The following is a 15496-nucleotide window of genomic DNA, read 5'->3' as shown; positions in this document are numbered from 1 at the left end:
TTGTGAAGGATGTGAAAAAAATGGATGCCCAAAGTGCACTGACAGCGATAAAGACGCAACCCTTAGCGTCGATTTATCTTGTTTTAGGTAAAGAACAATACCTCCAAGATAAAATTCGTCAGGCTTTTATGGAGCGACTGCAATTAACCAAGGATGATTTGGACTTGGTGGTCTTTGATATGGAACAGGATTATCTAAATCTGGTGGTTGCTGAAGCGGATACCTTGCCTTTGTTTTCGTCAGAGGATAAACGGTTGATCATAGTGGAAAATCCATTTTTCCTTACCGCAGAAAAGAAGACTGCTGCGCCGGAACATGATTTTGCCGATTTTCTGACCTATTTACAACACCCCGCCGATACGGCAGTGATTGTTTTTGTCGCTCCTTACGAAAAGTTGGATGAACGGAAAAAAATTACCAAAGCCATAAAAAAAGCCGCAACCGTGATTGAGGCACAACCTCTAAGCGAAAAAGATGCAACGGTTTATTTAAAACGTTCCGTAGAAAATAGCGGTTTGGTAATGGACCGGAAAACACTGGATTTGTTTATCCAGTTGACCGATTTAGATTTAGCCAAAGGGATGCGGGAATTGGAAAAGCTCGTCTTATATGCTGGCGCTGATAAAATCATCACTCCTGAGATTTTGTTGGCCTTAATTCCTAAGACTTTGGATCATAATTTATTTGACCTGACGAACTACTTGTTGACCGGTCAAACAGAAGCAGCTCTGCGCCTCTATCAAGATTTATTGTTGCAAGGTGAAGAAACGATTAAACTAAACGCTATCTTGTTGAGCCAGTTACGTTTGTTACTGCAAACTCAGATCTTGATGAAGCAGGGCAATCAGCAGTCCAATATCGCTAGTATTCTTGGGGTTCACCCTTATCGTGTGAAACTAGCGATGCAACAGGCTCGCCGTTTTTCATTGTCTACCTTAATGAAAGTCTATGATCAATTGATTGAAAACGACTACCTTGTCAAGACTGGAAAAATGGATAAAGAGCTACTTTTTGAATTGACGATACTGGAGGCGGCGGATCAATTTTGATCCGTCGTTTCCCTTGTAGACTAAGGTATAATAACATCTTCACAAGTGAAAATGTTAGCATGCCAAGTCTAAACAAATCTGGCTTCACGAACTAGCTCAGCTAACTCATACAGTTGGACCGCAAAAGTCGCTAAGTTCAACTAGCATCTTCTGAAATCAAGTCGCGACCGACTCATGATAAAGAATATCATCTGTCGGTTGCGCCATAATTTTCGAGGACTAAATGAGTTCGTTCAGCCTTTCTTAGTAACGATTGTCAGAAAATAAGTCAGGGATGCATTAGATGGAGGGAACCTTTTTTGGAAGAAGCATTAGCATTGTTGCAACGGGTTTACGGTTATGATCAGTTTCGACCAGGCCAAGCGCAAATTATTCAGCAAGTATTAGCTGGCGATAATACATTGGGAATTATGCCTACCGGGGGTGGGAAATCCGTCTGTTACCAACTGCCAGCCTTGCTTTTACCAGGAGTGACCTTGGTGGTTTCGCCATTGATTGCTTTGATGAAAGACCAAGTGGATGCCCTCGTGGAACTAGGGTTGCCGGCGACTTATATCAATAGTTCGCTATCACGGGGAGAGAGTCTAACGCGGATGGCTGAGGTTCGCCAAGGTAAAGTTAAGTTATTATATGTTGCCCCAGAACGGTTGACCGCTCCAGATTTTTTGCAGTTGGTACACAGTGTCTCAATCAGTTTGGTAGCGGTGGATGAAGCCCACTGTATTTCTCAATGGGGCCATGATTTTCGCCCTAGCTACTTAGGGTTGCCAGATTTTTTGCAAGAGCTACCCGAGGTTCCGGTAGTCGCTTTGACTGCTACAGCCACACCGCAAGTAGCAGCGGATATTCAACAGTTGCTGCAGATTGCAGATGACCATCTGGTAAAGACCAGTTTTGAACGAAAAAATTTAGCTTTTTCAGTGGTGAAGGATCGGCCGGAAAGTTATCTAATGGAGTATTTGCGGACCAATGCTGATCAAGCTGGAATCATTTACTGTGCTACTCGTAAAGAAGTGGAAAAGCAGTACAATCGTTTGCAGAAGGCTGGGATCAAAGTAGGTCGTTACCATGGAGGCATGACAGAAAGCGAACGAACCTTTAACCAAGAAAACTTCATCTATGATCGGGTAACCGTCATGGTAGCCACGAACGCCTTTGGGATGGGAATCGATAAAAGCAATGTTCGGTATGTCATTCACCTCCAAATGCCGGGTAATTTGGAATCTTATTATCAAGAAGCAGGTCGAGCGGGGCGAGATGGTCTACCTAGTGAAGCTATTTTATTTTATGCGCCCCAAGATATTCAGCTGCAACGCTTTTTTATTCAACAATCAGAGGCAGATCAAGATTATAAGAACAATGAATTTATGAAACTAAGAGAAATGAATCAATATGCCCATACACAATTGTGTTTGCAGCGCTATATTTTGCGCTATTTTGGAGAAGATGGGCCAGATTGTGGTCACTGCGGGAATTGTTTGGACGAGCGGGAGCTGGTGGATGTTACCCAGGAGACCCAAATGATTTTATCCTGTGTGAAACGTATGGGAGAACGTTTTGGCAAAGGATTGGTGGTCCAAGTACTAACGGGATCAAAAAATCAAAAGGTGAAGCAGTGGCATTTTGACGAACTGTCGACTTATGGGCTGATGAAAGGCTGGACCCAAAAAGACTTAACCGCATTGGTTGATTATTTGACAGCAAGCGGGTATTTAACAGCCGGTCAAGAGGAGTACCCGACACTGAAAATTACCGAAGAAGGGGTAAGTGTTTTACGTGGGCAAGAAACGGTTTATCGCAAACAACAAAAAGTGAAACAAATCGCTATGGATGATACCTTGTTTGAACTACTACGGCAAAAGCGCTACGAACTGGCTACGGATCAGAATTTACCACCATATGTCGTTTTCTCCGATCAAACTTTACGAGAATTAGCAGAAAAACGTCCAGAGAGTCGCTTAGATATGTTGCAAATCAAAGGAATTGGTGAAAATAAGCTTGATAAATACGGGGCTATCTTTTTGGAGATTTTGCAAAATTATCAAGAGGAAACAAAGGAATAAAGTTAAGAATTCAATTTAAGCTACCGATTCTGGTTAATAAGAAAACAGGGCAACTCGCTTCCAGCGAGTCCACCCTAGTTTATCGATAAGCGATTTATTCCCTTTGCATCGTAAATTCAGCAAATTATTTTCTTGTAAGGTAGCATATACCGTGAAAAAGGTGAGATTTAGCGGAGCAGAATTGGATTGACAGCAGCTCTATAGTCTGAGATGACTATAAATCATTGCCCATACAGTCATTTCTAAGCAGAGCAGGCTGAAAAAGACTAGCAAAAGTACTTAGCGTTGGTGGCACTTATGATACTTACTCTAAGTTTGAAGCTCAGAAGAAAGGGGCAAATTGTTTTGTATTTGGCATTTTTCCGGCCTAGCTACCGTCAACCCAATTCCCAGATCGCTAAATTTCACCTTTTTCGAGCATCTCAATGACGCTATGATACACCACTTCATTTCCGATACATCAGGCTTTCTGGAGGTTAATTTTTGATAAGTTCTTAAAAAAACTCCGCTAGAGGATAAATCCTCTGGCGGAGTTTTTTTAAGCTAACCTAGAAGGGCAGCTCGGTTTATTTCGCAAGTTTGCTAGTCAGACGAGACTTGTCGCGGTTTGCTTTGTTTTTGTGGATCAGGCCTTTTGTTTCAGCCATATCGATAGCTTTGATAGCGTCTTTGTACAACGCATCTACGTTATCGGCACCTGCTTCGACTGCTTGTTCAAATTTTTTGATAGCTGTACGCATTGCGCTGACTTGAGAAGCGTTTTTAGCAGTAGCCACTTCACTTGTTTTTACGCGTTTAATTGCAGATTCAATGTTTGGCATGGGATATTCACCTCCGAAAAAAAAGTATTGTACGAATAAAATCGTACAAATCAACACTAGTCATTATACCTAAACCTTTATCGCATTGCAATAAAAGAATGTAAAGAATTTTCCCTTAACAGTCATTTCTTAACTATGAAGGGAAAGTTATTGGTGTTTCTTAGCTTGAAGAGTCATTAAAAAAGGATCAACGCCCTCTTTTAATCTGCGAGAATGAAGAGGATACTGGTGATGGTGTTTTTGTAAGTCCGGTTTCGGCTTTATTCGCTGGCATTATTCGGGGGCATTCGAGATTAGAAGCAGATTATGTGGGATATTCTTCGGCTTTTACTTGCAAAAAAGCCATAAATTTCAATCCAGAATAAAACGTTTTTTCTTTTGGCAAGGAACAAAAAATGCATGATAGAAAAATTTTTTGCCATTCTGTGAGCAATAATGAATTATTGTTGCTAGCAAATATGTGGCTGGCTATTGCGACAGGGGGAAAAAAAGTTAGAATGATAGAGGTTTGCCTTGCTTGCGGAGTATTTATGTAGCAAGTTAGGAAACTGTGTTACGATAACTTAGACAATAAAATAAATTTTGGTGGTGTGCTTAGTGAGTATTGCATTGATTGTGACCGTCGTATTGGTCATGGGGGTCATCTTCGTCAACGGCTGGACCGATGCACCAAATGCTATCGCGACGGCGGTGTCGACTCGGGTATTGAAACCGAATGTCGCGATTGGCATCGCGGTAATCATGAACTTTCTCGGAGCGTTGGTGATGACAGTTTTCAACTCGCAAGTTGCCGAGACGATTAGTAATATTGTGAGTTTCGATGCCGCGGGGGATATTCGCGCTTCCCAAGTGGCTTTGGCGGCTTCACTGTTTTCAATCGTCGTCTGGGCGGTGGCGGCTTGGTATTTTGGTATTCCAACTAGTGAATCCCATGCCTTGATTGCCGGATTGACGGGATCAGCTATGGCTTTAGGTGGATTGGGAGCGGTTAACGGCGGCGAATGGGTCAAAGTTATCATTGGTTTGGTCGTTTCGACGATTATGGGCTTTGGTGGCGGTTATTTAGTTACTAAATTTATTGTAGCTATCTTTAAAAATGTCCAACGACGCAAGGCCAACAAATTCTTTACCATCGGCCAAGCAGGTGCAGCGGCGGCTAACGCCTTCTTGCATGGTGCCCAAGATGGTCAAAAATTCATGGGGGTTTTCATGCTAGGACTGTTTTATAATGGTTTAGCTGAAAAAACAGGAAATGGCTTTACGATTCCTTTATGGGTGATGGCTTTATGTTCCTTGACGATGGGCTTTGGGACTTCTGTCGGTGGGATGAAAATTATCAAATCTGTCGGTATGGACATGGTAAAGCTAGAAACTTATCAAGGGTTTTCGGCGGATTTGAGCGCAGCGGTTTGTCTATTTTTAGCTTCCGTTTTTGGGATTCCGGTTTCCACCACTCATACCAAAACAACTGCAATCATGGGTGTCGGAGCTTCCAGACGACTTTCTAGTGTCGATTGGCGAATTGTTAAAGAGATGATCTTTGCTTGGGTGATGACTTTCCCAGGGTGTGGGTTAATCGCTTTTGTGATGGCAAAATTATTTATCGCTATTTTTTAAACGTCCCTAGTTTAAGAGCAAAAGACAGTAGCGTTGTTTTAGAATAATAGTAAGCTAGGCTGTTGGTCGATTTCAATCAAAAGACATAACTGGCAGCACAATGATGAAGGAGTGTACAGAAGATGGCACGAAAAAAACAATATGATTTCTTCAAGGCAATGGAACATTTGGCAGATAACGCTCATCAAGCAGCAGAAATTTTAGCAAGCTTGGTGCGAAACTACGAGCCTGCGACCTTATCCCTTGAGGCAGAAAAAATCCATAAATTGGAAAAAGAAGCCGATACCATCGTGACGGAGCTGACTAACGAACTTTATGATGCTTTTATCACTCCCATCGATCGGGAAGACATCTTGGTGATTTCGGAACGAATTGATGATATTTTAGATGGTATCAATGGTGTGACTTACCTTTTTGAAAACTTAGTTATCGAAAAAATGCGTCCGGAAACAGATGTTTTCGTGGATATGATCGTGACGGCAGCCAAAGGGGTACATACCGCGACAGGCGAATTTCCTAAATTTAAACATTCAAAAACTTTGAAATCCATGATTGATGAAGTCAATACGATTGAATCGGAAGCGGATCGTTTGTATTCTCGCTTGAAGAAAGATTTGTTCACAGAAGAAAAAGATCCTATTGAAGTGATTAAATGGAAAGAAATTTATGAGCGCTTAGAGGCAATCATCAATAATAGTGAAGATGCCGTGGATATCATCGATGGGATGGTTATCAAAAATACCTGATGCCTGGTGCGTGGAATTTGCGAAACAGAGGGATGATAGACGCTCCTGTTTCGTACCCTAATCTGAAAAAATGGCCTACGTAAGGCAGTAAAAAAGCTTCTCTTTCAAGATGTGTGAACTCTTGGAAGAGAAGCTTTTTTGATTAGACTAAGGTATGATGAAATTTCACCTTTTCTACGATCGGCTGGCTACCCTTTTCATATCGGTAACTTAAACAATCTTTGGTTCTTTCTTGGTCGAGCTTTGCAAAGGACAAGGAGCGCAAGCGTGGTTGCTTTCAGGGATCGATTTCATGCGCAAAAGGCGTAGGCCATTTAAGATGACTAAGATGGTGCTACCTTCATGACCGATGACACCCAGCGGTAAAGTTAGTATTTGGACAAAATTTGAGAGAATCAAAAGTAAGATGACGCCGATGGAAAAGATGATATTTTGTTTAATGACTCGTTCCAGTTTTTGTGCGTGCTGATGGGCCATCTGAAGTTTTCGTAAATCATTTTTCATCAAGACCATGTCCGCGACATCAACTGCCAAATCCGTTCCTTCACCCATTGCCACACCGATTGCTGCGTTTGCTAGGGCAGGGGCATCGTTAATCCCATCCCCTACCATTACGTTGACACCGTGAGTCTCCCCAAGTTCCGCGATAATTTTTGCTTTATCCTCTGGTAAACAGTTGGCTTGGAAGGCATCCAGACCAAGATTTCGGCTAATTACACTGGCTGTTTCATAATTATCGCCAGTCAGCATGGAAGTATATATTTTTTGGTCTTTGAAATAGTTAATCACTTGGTAGGCTTCTGGCTTGGCGACGTCTTGTAAGGCTAAGAAGGCCAGCAGTTGACCGGCTCTGGTCAGATAGATCAATGTTTTGCCGCTAGCTAGGAGCTGTTGAATCTGGCTTTCTTGTTTTTTACTGAGGGGTTGGGCTTGTTGATCAGCAAACTGATATTTACCCACCCGCCAGAGCTGGCCTTCCAGTTGACATTGGAGGCCAAAGCCCGTGACTTCTTCTACCGGTAAATCCTGCCAATTTTCCTCAAGCGGGGTAGTTTCGCTTAAATAGTCAATAATCGCCGTTGATAATGGATGGGTTGTCTGGGACTCCATCGCCAATAACATCTGTCGGACTAGCAATGAGTCTTCAATAAACACTGCATCTGTAACCACTGGCCGTCCTTCTGTCAGGGTACCGGTTTTATCAAATGTGATAGCTCGCAAGTGGGAGAGGCGTTCCAAGGCAGCGCCACCTTTGACCAAAATACCATTTTTAGCCCCTGCCGAGATTGCTGCCAAAGTAGCTGGTGTGGCAGAAGCAACTAGTGCACAAGGTGAAGCAACCACCAAAAGGACCATGCCACGATAAAAGCTTTCATGCCAACTCCAACCTAAAAAGAAGTAGGGTAGAAAAATCATTAGAGGAACCGCGATGAGTACGATTTTTACATAGATATTTTCGATTTTATTGATAAAAGTCGCTGTTTTAGTCGGCTGATTTTCAGCTTCTTCCACCAATTTGACTATTTTTGCCATTACCGTATCGCTGGCTACCGTCCGAACTTTTACGGTGAGGGCGTTGCCAAGATTGAGAGTACCACCGTAAACCTCAGCGCCAACCGTTTTTTCCGCAGGGAGGGATTCCCCGTTGATGGCTGCTTCGTTGATTGGGGAGTTGCCTTTGGTAATGATGCCATCGATGGGAATGGTGCCGCCTTTGGGAACCATTAGTAAATCTCCCACGGTGACTTCTTCGACTGGTACTTCTTCAAGGGAACCATCAGGAAAGTACTTCAGTGCTAAGGTTGGTTGCAGGTTCATGAGCGCAGTGATTTCTTTGCGGCTTTTGTTAGTGGTATATTCCTCTAAAAAACCACTGAGACAAAAGATAAAGGTTAACATCGCCCCTTCAAACCAATTTCCGATGATGCAGGCACCAATCGCAGCTAACGCCATTAGCAAATCCACATTGAGAGTTTGTTTGTGTATGAGTTCTTGCAGGCCTTCGCTAGTTTGTTTCCACCCGCCAAAAATAATAGCAATTATAAAGAGGAGGGGAAACCAAGTGAGGGCCATTGCTTGTGCGATACGACCAGCAATCATAAAAGCTAAACATAATAACGTAGAGAGCCATGCTCGTTTTTCGTCTTTTCCCATTACGGACACCTTCTTTCACTACAAGACTATCATATTGTTTTCCCTAATTGATAATAGAAACGCTTACATGAGAACGATAGTGTTTCTCAAGGATGGACGTAAAAGATCGAGCCAAGTAAAAGATGAGGTTTAAAACTGTGAACTAGAAACACCATTGAGGTCTTTTACGCTAGCAAAAAAGTAGGGTTTCTTTTCCAACAGTTGGTACTTATCAGTCCCAGGACATTTCAAGTGATACTTCAAAAGTAAGTTCACTTTATTTTTTACTAAGGGATGGTGTTATCTTTTGCTGTGTGACATTTATCAGACGTTACTTGCAAAAAGAAGCTTATCTTCCTGAAGATAGGGGAAGATAAGCTTCTAATTTGGCTAATTAAGAGCTGGACCACAAGAACGGAGATTTTCTGATTCTTTCAGTCAAGGGTCACCATAGTTTTACGCTAAAATGAATCTTTACAAAACGGCCGACATCCTTAATCCTTACATTGCTATCAGCCAATAACCAATCAAGATTGCACCTAATACAATGCGGTACCAACCGAAGACGGTGAAATCGTTTTTCTTCAAATAGTTCATTAAGAATTTAATCGCGAGAATGGAGACTACAAAGCTGACCAGCGTTCCGACTAATAAGACGATAGCGCTTTGGAAGTCAAAACTATTGCCCTTAAGAAGGAATTTTAGGACTTTTAAGCCGCTTGCCCCTAACATGGTAGGAATTCCCATAAAGAATGAAAACTCGGTTGCAACAAAGCGCGAGGCACCGATTAGGATTCCTCCTAAGATAGTTGCACCGGAACGAGAAGTCCCAGGCACTAATGAGAGGACTTGGAACATTCCGACTAACAAAGCCGCCTTATACGTAAAATCATTTAGGCTGGTACATTTTGGCTTGACTGTTTTGTTGCGTTTTTCCACGACGATGAAAGCAATCCCATAGACGATTAACATGATGGCAACAGGTAAAAAGTGATGGAAATTCGCATCCAACCAATCATCCAAAGGCAAGCCGATAATCACTGAAGGGATCACGGCGACGACCACTTTGAACCACAAGGACCACGTTTCCTTTTTTTCGACTTCGGATTTTGAGGGAGCAAAGGGGTTCAGTTTATTGAAATAAAGAAAAATGACAGCTAAAATCGCCCCTAGCTGGATCACAACATTGAACATCGTCATAAAGTCTGGCGGCATATCCAGTTTGATAAACTCATCTGCTAGAATTAGGTGACCGGTACTGGAAATTGGTAGCCATTCAGTGATACCTTCGATGATACCGAGAAGAATCGCTTTTACAATATTTAATAAAAACAAGGGAATCATTCCTTTCATAATAAAGGGCTTTTCCGATAAGTAAAAGCCACATAACTGAAAGTATAGCGTTTTTTGCTAGTAAAACCAACCGATTTCGTAAGAGGACTTCATCCTTATAAAAATTTAAAGAAAACACCAACGATGATTGCCGTAGAGCCAATTATCGTTGGTGTCATTTGACGAAATATTCTAGGACAATAGCCCTCGTGAAATTTCTCGACCTTTTGCAATATATTGGGTGTTGCCGATTTCTTCAATTGTAAACTTACCATCAGCGTATAGAAGGCGAGTGACGCTACCGTTAAGTAAATCGACACGGACCGGCTGGGTACTATCGATCAGGTTTAGCAAAAAAGCAATGGTAAAGCCATGAGAGACGACGATCCCTTTTCCTCCGCCATGTTTTTCGATTCGATGGGCGATGTCCTCAAAACCGGAGTAAACTCGTTGGGCGATTACGTCATAAGGTTCCGCCCAATGAGCAGAATCCGCGCTATAGACAGCGTGAGCGATGTCTTTAAAGGAAATATCGGTTTCCCACATTTGTTCGCTAGTTTTAAAGTTGAGCACGCGGGGTAAGACGCCCCACATTTCAGAATCATAGCCACCTTCTAATGATCCCCAGCACCATTCGCGAATCCGATTATCGATAGAGTAAGGTGGTTTGGGTTGTTGAAGAGTCTCTCCAAGGATCAGGCGCATGGTTTCGATGGCTCGGCCGGAATCGCTAGAAACCGCTTCGGCAAATGTCAGATCCCTTAGACCTAAGCCGAGGTAATGGATATCTTCGGCACCTTTGGCAGTCAGAGGGGTATCGCACCAACCTTGGGCTCGTTGCAAGGCGTTGAACATGGTTTTTCCATGACGGATGATGTACAGTTCAGTAGTCATAAACACATTCCTCATTTTTCTATTATTAGTTGTTGAAAAAAGGGTTGTACCGTTTTTCTCGTTCGATGGTGGTAGCAGCTCCGTGGCCTGGATAGACCGGAAACTCATTAGGGAGAGTAAAGAGTTGCGTCCGGATGCTGGTCAACAATTGTTCTAAGTTTCCAGTCGGTAAATCTGTCCGACCGATACTTCCTCTAAATAAGGCATCTCCCGAAACTACAAAATCTGGAAAAACAAAGCTGACACTGCCGATGGAATGTCCGGGGGTCGCCACGACTTCGAAGCGGAGACCAGCGATATCGTAGGCTTTTAGTTCAAACAAGTGATCTGCTGGGCGGATAAAGACGTCATCCATATCATCGTGACGCCCTAGACCTGAAAGATTCATCTGGGGGTCACTGAGCCAAGCATCTTCTAGAGGACTCACATAGACCGGGATTTGGTAGTGGTCTCGCAGCTGATCGACAGCTCCAATATGATCATAGTGGGTGTGGGTCAATAAAATTGCTACCGGCTTGGCATCATTTTTGCCAATTACACCAATGATTTTTTCGGCTTCAGCGCCAGGATCGATGATTAGTAGATGTTGCTCGTCGGAAACAAGATAGCAGTTTTCTTGAATCGCACCAGTAGGGATTTGGAGAATATTCATCACAGTCACTTCCGTTCGTTTATTGATTAACTCATACTAAGTATAACGCAAAGAAAATCCCTTCACAAACCAGGGGTGTTGTCAATGTATTCAAAATCGTCTGACAACCGGTGAATTTTATGATTGTTTTTTTAATGCTAGGTGATGAAGGTTTCATAGTTTTCTAATTCAAGACAGTTATATTTATTAAGTCCAAAAACATATCCAATATTTCCTTGGTCCTCGAAAGTGATTTCGAGGATTTTTTTGTGTAATAAAGCTTGTCGGGGAAAATTGATGGCTTTTACAGACCGTGTCCTTGAATGAGCAGTAGTTGCATTTTTTGAGGTGAAACGGTATGGTATAAACGTATGTTCGTCTAATGAAAATATAGCGGAAAAGTATTTAGCAGAAAGCAGGTGAGAGAAAATGGATCGTGGAAAAATCTCCGTTCGTGAGATTGTGGAATTTACTTTACGCCGAGGGGATATTGATAGTCGTCATGTTTCAAACCACACGGCACAAGAAGGCGCCCGCCTCCATCGAAAACTGCAGAAAGCTGCTGGTGAGGATTATGCAAAGGAAGTTAGCTTAAAACGGACCATGACTGTCCAAGAGGATTCTCTGACCATCGAAGGACGAGCTGATGGGATTTTTTGTGATGAAACTGGTGAAACAGTTATTGATGAAATTAAGACTTCAGAAGTTCATTTCGAAGACTTGTCAGAAGATCAGTTGGAGCTATTTTTCTTTCAAGGGATGGTCTATGGCTATCTTTATGCTTTTCAGGAACAGTTGACGGAGATAGCCGTGCAGGTGACTTATTATCAGACCACAGAAGAAGTCATCACCCGCACCCGCCGTGAGTTCACGATGACGGACTTACAACTGTTTATGGATCATTTACTTACGGAATATCATAAATGGTTGGTATTCCAAGATGATTGGCGCAGAGTTCGCAATACGGCATTGACCAAATTGACCTTTCCCTATGAAACTTTTCGTAAAGGGCAACGAGAACTGGCGGCGGCAGCTTATAAAACCTTGAAGACTTCTCGACGTCTTTTCGTCGAAGCTTCCACCGGTACCGGTAAAACGATTTCCACACTTTTTCCAGCGTTAAAGGCGATGGGAGAAGCAGATGGTGATCGTTGCTTTTATCTGACTGCCAAAACCATCACCCGACAAGTTGCTGAAGATGCCCTCAAGGCGTTAGCGAAGAATGGCAGTCAAACAAAATCGGTGACGTTGACAGCGAAGGATAAAATCTGTTTTCTAGAAGAGCGTAATTGTACGCCAGAACACTGTCCTTATGCTAAAGGCTACTACAATCGGATCAATGAAGGCTTGTGGGATTTACTTCATCATGAAAATCAAATTACACGGGAAGTTATTGAGCATTACGGGAAAAAGCATGAGCTCTGTCCCTTTGAATTATCATTAGATGTCAGTCTGTTTTGCGATGTCATTATTGGTGACTACAATTATTTATTCGATCCGACGGTTTATTTGCGACGTTTTTTTGAGGAACCAAAAGAGGACTATTACTTTCTGATTGATGAAGCCCATAATTTGGTTAGTCGTTCGCGGGAAATGTACTCAGCGACTCTGTCCCGTAATAGCGGTAACGCTTTTCAAGAAAAACTGCCGAAAAGCTTTCGCGGATTGCATCGTCGTCTCAATCAAATCGACAATGAATTTGAACTCTTACAACAACGCTCAATCGAAGAAGATTGGCGCTTTAAACACCAATCCCTGATGCCGGAGAGTCTGATTAACCGCTTGTATGGTTTTTCGGAAAAAATGAAAGAATGGTTGGCGGCCAATCCTGGCAATCCTGCAGAAGAAACTGGTTTGGCCTATTATTTTGAAGTCCAAGCTTTCTTGCGGATTTCAGAAATCTATGATGATCATTTTGAGACTACTATCGAACGCACTTATACAGATTTGAAAATCAAACTATTTTGTATCGCGCCAGCACCTTTTCTCGATCAGATGTTGGCGAAAGGTAAAAGTGCCTTGTTATTTTCGGCTAGTTTTACCCCGTTAGCTTATTATCAAGATGTTCTTGGAGGTGGGAAGGAAGCCTTGCGTTACAAACTTCCGAGTCCTTTTCCGCCAGAACATCAACGGATTTTAGTAGCTGATTATATCGAAACGACTTATCGTAAGCGCCAAGCTAGTTTGCCACTAGTCGTTGATGCTATTTATCAAATGGTTACGGGCAAAACTGGCAACTATTTGGTGTTTTTTCCTTCTTATCAATACTTGGATGAAGTAGCCAGCCTTTTTGCCAGCAATCATCCAGAGATCACTTGTTTAATTCAGGATACGCAGATGGTTGAAGAGGAGCGGGAGGCTTTCTTAGCACGGTTTGAGGCAAATCCTATTGAAACCTTGGTGGGCTTTTGCGTTTTGGGAGGCATATTTTCGGAAGGGATTGATTTAAAAGGGGACCGCTTGATTGGGACCGCCATTGTTGGTGTAGGACTGCCACAGATGAATCATGAGCAAGACTTAATCAAAAACTATTTCGATGACGCTCAGGGCAAGGGATTTGAATACGCCTATCAACTACCGGGAATGAATAAAGTGTTACAAGCAGCTGGTCGCGTTATTCGCGATGTATCGGATTTTGGGGTGGTCTTACTGTTAGATCAGCGGTTTATCTCCCCCAGATATCAGAAACTCTTTCCCCAGCATTGGCGTCATGCCCGTTTAGTCCATGGTACCCAGCAGTTACAAGCAGAGTTGGCAGATTTTTGGAGAACCCAGAACACTGTTTAACTGGCTTTGACTGCGATTGCGATAGAACAAGGGACACAGTAAAAAACTCTCTACCACAAACATAGGGTAGAGAGTTTTTTATAGTCTAAGATATTAGAAAATTGACATAAGCATAAACGCCATCATACCAAGTTTAACGATGTTTGGCTTCACGAAGGAGCACAGCTACCGCATACGGTTGGACTAAGCAAAAGTCGCTAAGTTCAGCTAGCATCTTTGGGCTGAAGAAGTTACTTTAGCCTTTCTAAGGGTTAGCCTTAGTCGAAATAAGCGATGCCCATGGCTTCTTTTACTTCTGCTAAAGTATTGGCTGCAACGATTTCGGCTTGTTCGCTGCCTTTTTGTAACATTTCCATAACGGCTGCGGGATCTTTCGCAAATTCTTCCCGCCGAGCACGAATCGGACCGAATTCGGCTTCCAAAACTTCGATCAGGTAACGTTTGATTTTAACATCACCTAGACCACCGCGACGGTAATGGTCTTTCATTTCAGCAATCGCTTCTTTGTCTGTACCAAAGACATCCAGATAGGTGAAGACCATGTTGCCTTCGACTTGCCCAGGATCTTCCACATGAATATGGTTTGGATCGGTATACATACTCATCACTTTTTTGGCTAAGACGTCAGCCGAATCAGCAAGATAGATCCCATTACCTAGAGACTTACTCATTTTGCCATTTCCATCAATACCCGGCAGGCGACCTTGGCCTTTAGGTGGTAAGACGGCTTTGGGTTCCACTAATACTTCCTGATAGGTGTGATTAAAGGTGTGTACGATTTCTTGAGTTTGTTCCAACATCGGCTTTTGATCTTCTCCGACGGGTACCAAGTTGGCTTTGAAGGCAGTGATATCGGCTGCTTGCGAGACGGGATAGATAAAGAATCCGGTAGGTACGCCTTCACCAAAGTTTTTTTGTTGGATTTCGGTTTTGACTGTTGGATTACGTCGAACGCGACCTACTGAGACCAAATTGAGGTAGTACATCGTCAATTCCGCCAATTGGGGGATTTGGGACTGAATAAAAATGGTTGTTTTCGTAGGATCTAAACCGATTGCCAAGTAGTCAAGGGCGACCTCTAAGACATTGGCGGAGACTTTTTCGGGATTTTTAGCATTGTCAGTCAATGCTTGCATGTCAGCGATCATGATAAAGAGCTTGTTTGCTGGATCTGCTTGCATCTCCACACGTTTTTTTAGAGATCCGACGTAATGACCCAAGTGCAGTTTTCCCGTGGGACGGTCGCCGGTTAAAATGGTATTACTCAATGATTTCACCTGCTCCTTAAAAATAGTTGTCTCTGTCAGTGTACCTTTTTTTAGATTAAGAAACAACCGAAAAAAAGGAAGGCTTGTCGCAAAATGCAGACAATTGTCAGAGGTTTGATTTTTATGGAAAAAGTGAAAAACACCTGAAAAATCAC

General features: G+C 42.7%; 11 protein-coding genes and 1 pseudogene. 6 read left to right on the top strand and 6 right to left on the bottom strand.

Annotated features, from left to right (window positions below; translation table 11 throughout):
• Nucleotides 1-20: 20 nt before the first annotated feature.
• Together holA and recQ are read left to right on the top strand one after the other, a co-directional pair.
• On the top strand, nucleotides 21-1049 hold the full coding sequence (holA, locus tag ACO03U_RS08860; RefSeq protein ID WP_204687025.1) for a DNA polymerase III subunit delta: 1029 nt from the start codon (nucleotides 21-23) through the stop codon (nucleotides 1047-1049).
• Nucleotides 1050-1348: 299 nt separating this feature from the next.
• A complete protein-coding gene (gene recQ / locus ACO03U_RS08855) occupies nucleotides 1349-3112 on the top strand; it encodes a DNA helicase RecQ (protein ID WP_204686974.1) in 1764 nt (587 codons plus the stop codon).
• A 566-nt stretch (nucleotides 3113-3678) separates the two neighbouring features.
• Here the strand turns inward: recQ and rpsT are convergent.
• Complete coding sequence (gene rpsT, locus ACO03U_RS08850; protein ID WP_161870470.1) at nucleotides 3679-3933, bottom strand: 30S ribosomal protein S20; 255 nt, start codon at nucleotides 3931-3933, stop codon at nucleotides 3679-3681.
• 633 nt (nucleotides 3934-4566) lie between these two features.
• Between rpsT and ACO03U_RS08845 the strand changes: the two genes are divergently transcribed.
• Complete coding sequence (locus ACO03U_RS08845; protein WP_161870500.1) at nucleotides 4567-5550, top strand: inorganic phosphate transporter; 984 nt, start codon at nucleotides 4567-4569, stop codon at nucleotides 5548-5550.
• A 122-nt stretch (nucleotides 5551-5672) separates the two neighbouring features.
• Nucleotides 5673-6296 (top strand): DUF47 domain-containing protein, encoded by a 624-nt coding sequence (locus tag ACO03U_RS08840; protein WP_161870469.1) that lies wholly within the window; start codon nucleotides 5673-5675, stop codon nucleotides 6294-6296.
• 210 nt (nucleotides 6297-6506) lie between these two features.
• Here ACO03U_RS08840 and ACO03U_RS08835 read toward each other — a convergent pair whose 3' ends face one another.
• The 4 genes from ACO03U_RS08835 to ACO03U_RS08820 form a co-directional block, all read right to left on the bottom strand.
• Nucleotides 6507-8450, bottom strand: a complete 1944-nt coding sequence (locus ACO03U_RS08835) for a heavy metal translocating P-type ATPase (RefSeq protein ID WP_204686973.1) — start codon at nucleotides 8448-8450, stop codon at nucleotides 6507-6509.
• A gap of 480 nt (nucleotides 8451-8930) precedes the next feature.
• A complete protein-coding gene (locus tag ACO03U_RS08830) occupies nucleotides 8931-9764 on the bottom strand; it encodes an undecaprenyl-diphosphate phosphatase (RefSeq protein WP_204687024.1) in 834 nt (277 codons plus the stop codon).
• Nucleotides 9765-9953: 189 nt separating this feature from the next.
• Nucleotides 9954-10655 (bottom strand): histidine phosphatase family protein, encoded by a 702-nt coding sequence (locus ACO03U_RS08825; protein WP_161870467.1) that lies wholly within the window; start codon nucleotides 10653-10655, stop codon nucleotides 9954-9956.
• 25 nt (nucleotides 10656-10680) lie between these two features.
• Nucleotides 10681-11307: an MBL fold metallo-hydrolase gene (locus tag ACO03U_RS08820; protein WP_204686972.1), complete on the bottom strand. Its 627-nt coding sequence runs from the start codon at nucleotides 11305-11307 to the stop codon at nucleotides 10681-10683.
• Nucleotides 11308-11374: 67 nt separating this feature from the next.
• Here ACO03U_RS08820 and ACO03U_RS08815 point away from each other — a divergent pair.
• Both ACO03U_RS08815 and ACO03U_RS08810 read left to right on the top strand, forming a co-directional pair.
• A pseudogene (locus tag ACO03U_RS08815) lies at nucleotides 11375-11452 on the top strand (DUF6485 family protein); the annotation flags it as partial.
• A 263-nt stretch (nucleotides 11453-11715) separates the two neighbouring features.
• Complete coding sequence (locus ACO03U_RS08810) at nucleotides 11716-14073, top strand: ATP-dependent DNA helicase (protein ID WP_204686971.1); 2358 nt, start codon at nucleotides 11716-11718, stop codon at nucleotides 14071-14073.
• A gap of 257 nt (nucleotides 14074-14330) precedes the next feature.
• On the opposite strand, the gene trpS is transcribed toward ACO03U_RS08810, so the two are convergent.
• A complete protein-coding gene (gene trpS / locus ACO03U_RS08805) occupies nucleotides 14331-15341 on the bottom strand; it encodes a tryptophan--tRNA ligase (RefSeq protein ID WP_204686970.1) in 1011 nt (336 codons plus the stop codon).
• Nucleotides 15342-15496 lie beyond the last annotated feature (155 nt).

The organism is Enterococcus diestrammenae (genome assembly GCF_049384045.1).
Lineage (GTDB): Bacteria > Bacillota > Bacilli > Lactobacillales > Enterococcaceae > Enterococcus_C > Enterococcus_C diestrammenae.
The sequence above is the reverse complement of the archived record's forward strand: the minus strand, read 5'-3'. Positions and strand labels throughout refer to the sequence as shown.

Bases quoted from the DNA above. Each gene is read 5' to 3' on its own strand.
- holA (WP_204687025.1), top strand. From the start codon at position 21: ATGGATGCCCAAAGTGCACTGACAGCGATAAAGACGCAACCCTTAGCG.
- rpsT (WP_161870470.1), bottom strand. From the start codon at position 3,933: ATGCCAAACATTGAATCTGCAATTAAACGCGTAAAAACAAGTGAAGTG.
- ACO03U_RS08845 (WP_161870500.1), top strand. From the start codon at position 4,567: ATGGGGGTCATCTTCGTCAACGGCTGGACCGATGCACCAAATGCTATC.
- ACO03U_RS08840 (WP_161870469.1), top strand. From the start codon at position 5,673: ATGGCACGAAAAAAACAATATGATTTCTTCAAGGCAATGGAACATTTG.
- ACO03U_RS08835 (WP_204686973.1), bottom strand. From the start codon at position 8,450: ATGGGAAAAGACGAAAAACGAGCATGGCTCTCTACGTTATTATGTTTA.
- ACO03U_RS08825 (WP_161870467.1), bottom strand. From the start codon at position 10,655: ATGACTACTGAACTGTACATCATCCGTCATGGAAAAACCATGTTCAAC.
- ACO03U_RS08820 (WP_204686972.1), bottom strand. From the start codon at position 11,307: ATGAATATTCTCCAAATCCCTACTGGTGCGATTCAAGAAAACTGCTAT.
- ACO03U_RS08810 (WP_204686971.1), top strand. From the start codon at position 11,716: ATGGATCGTGGAAAAATCTCCGTTCGTGAGATTGTGGAATTTACTTTA.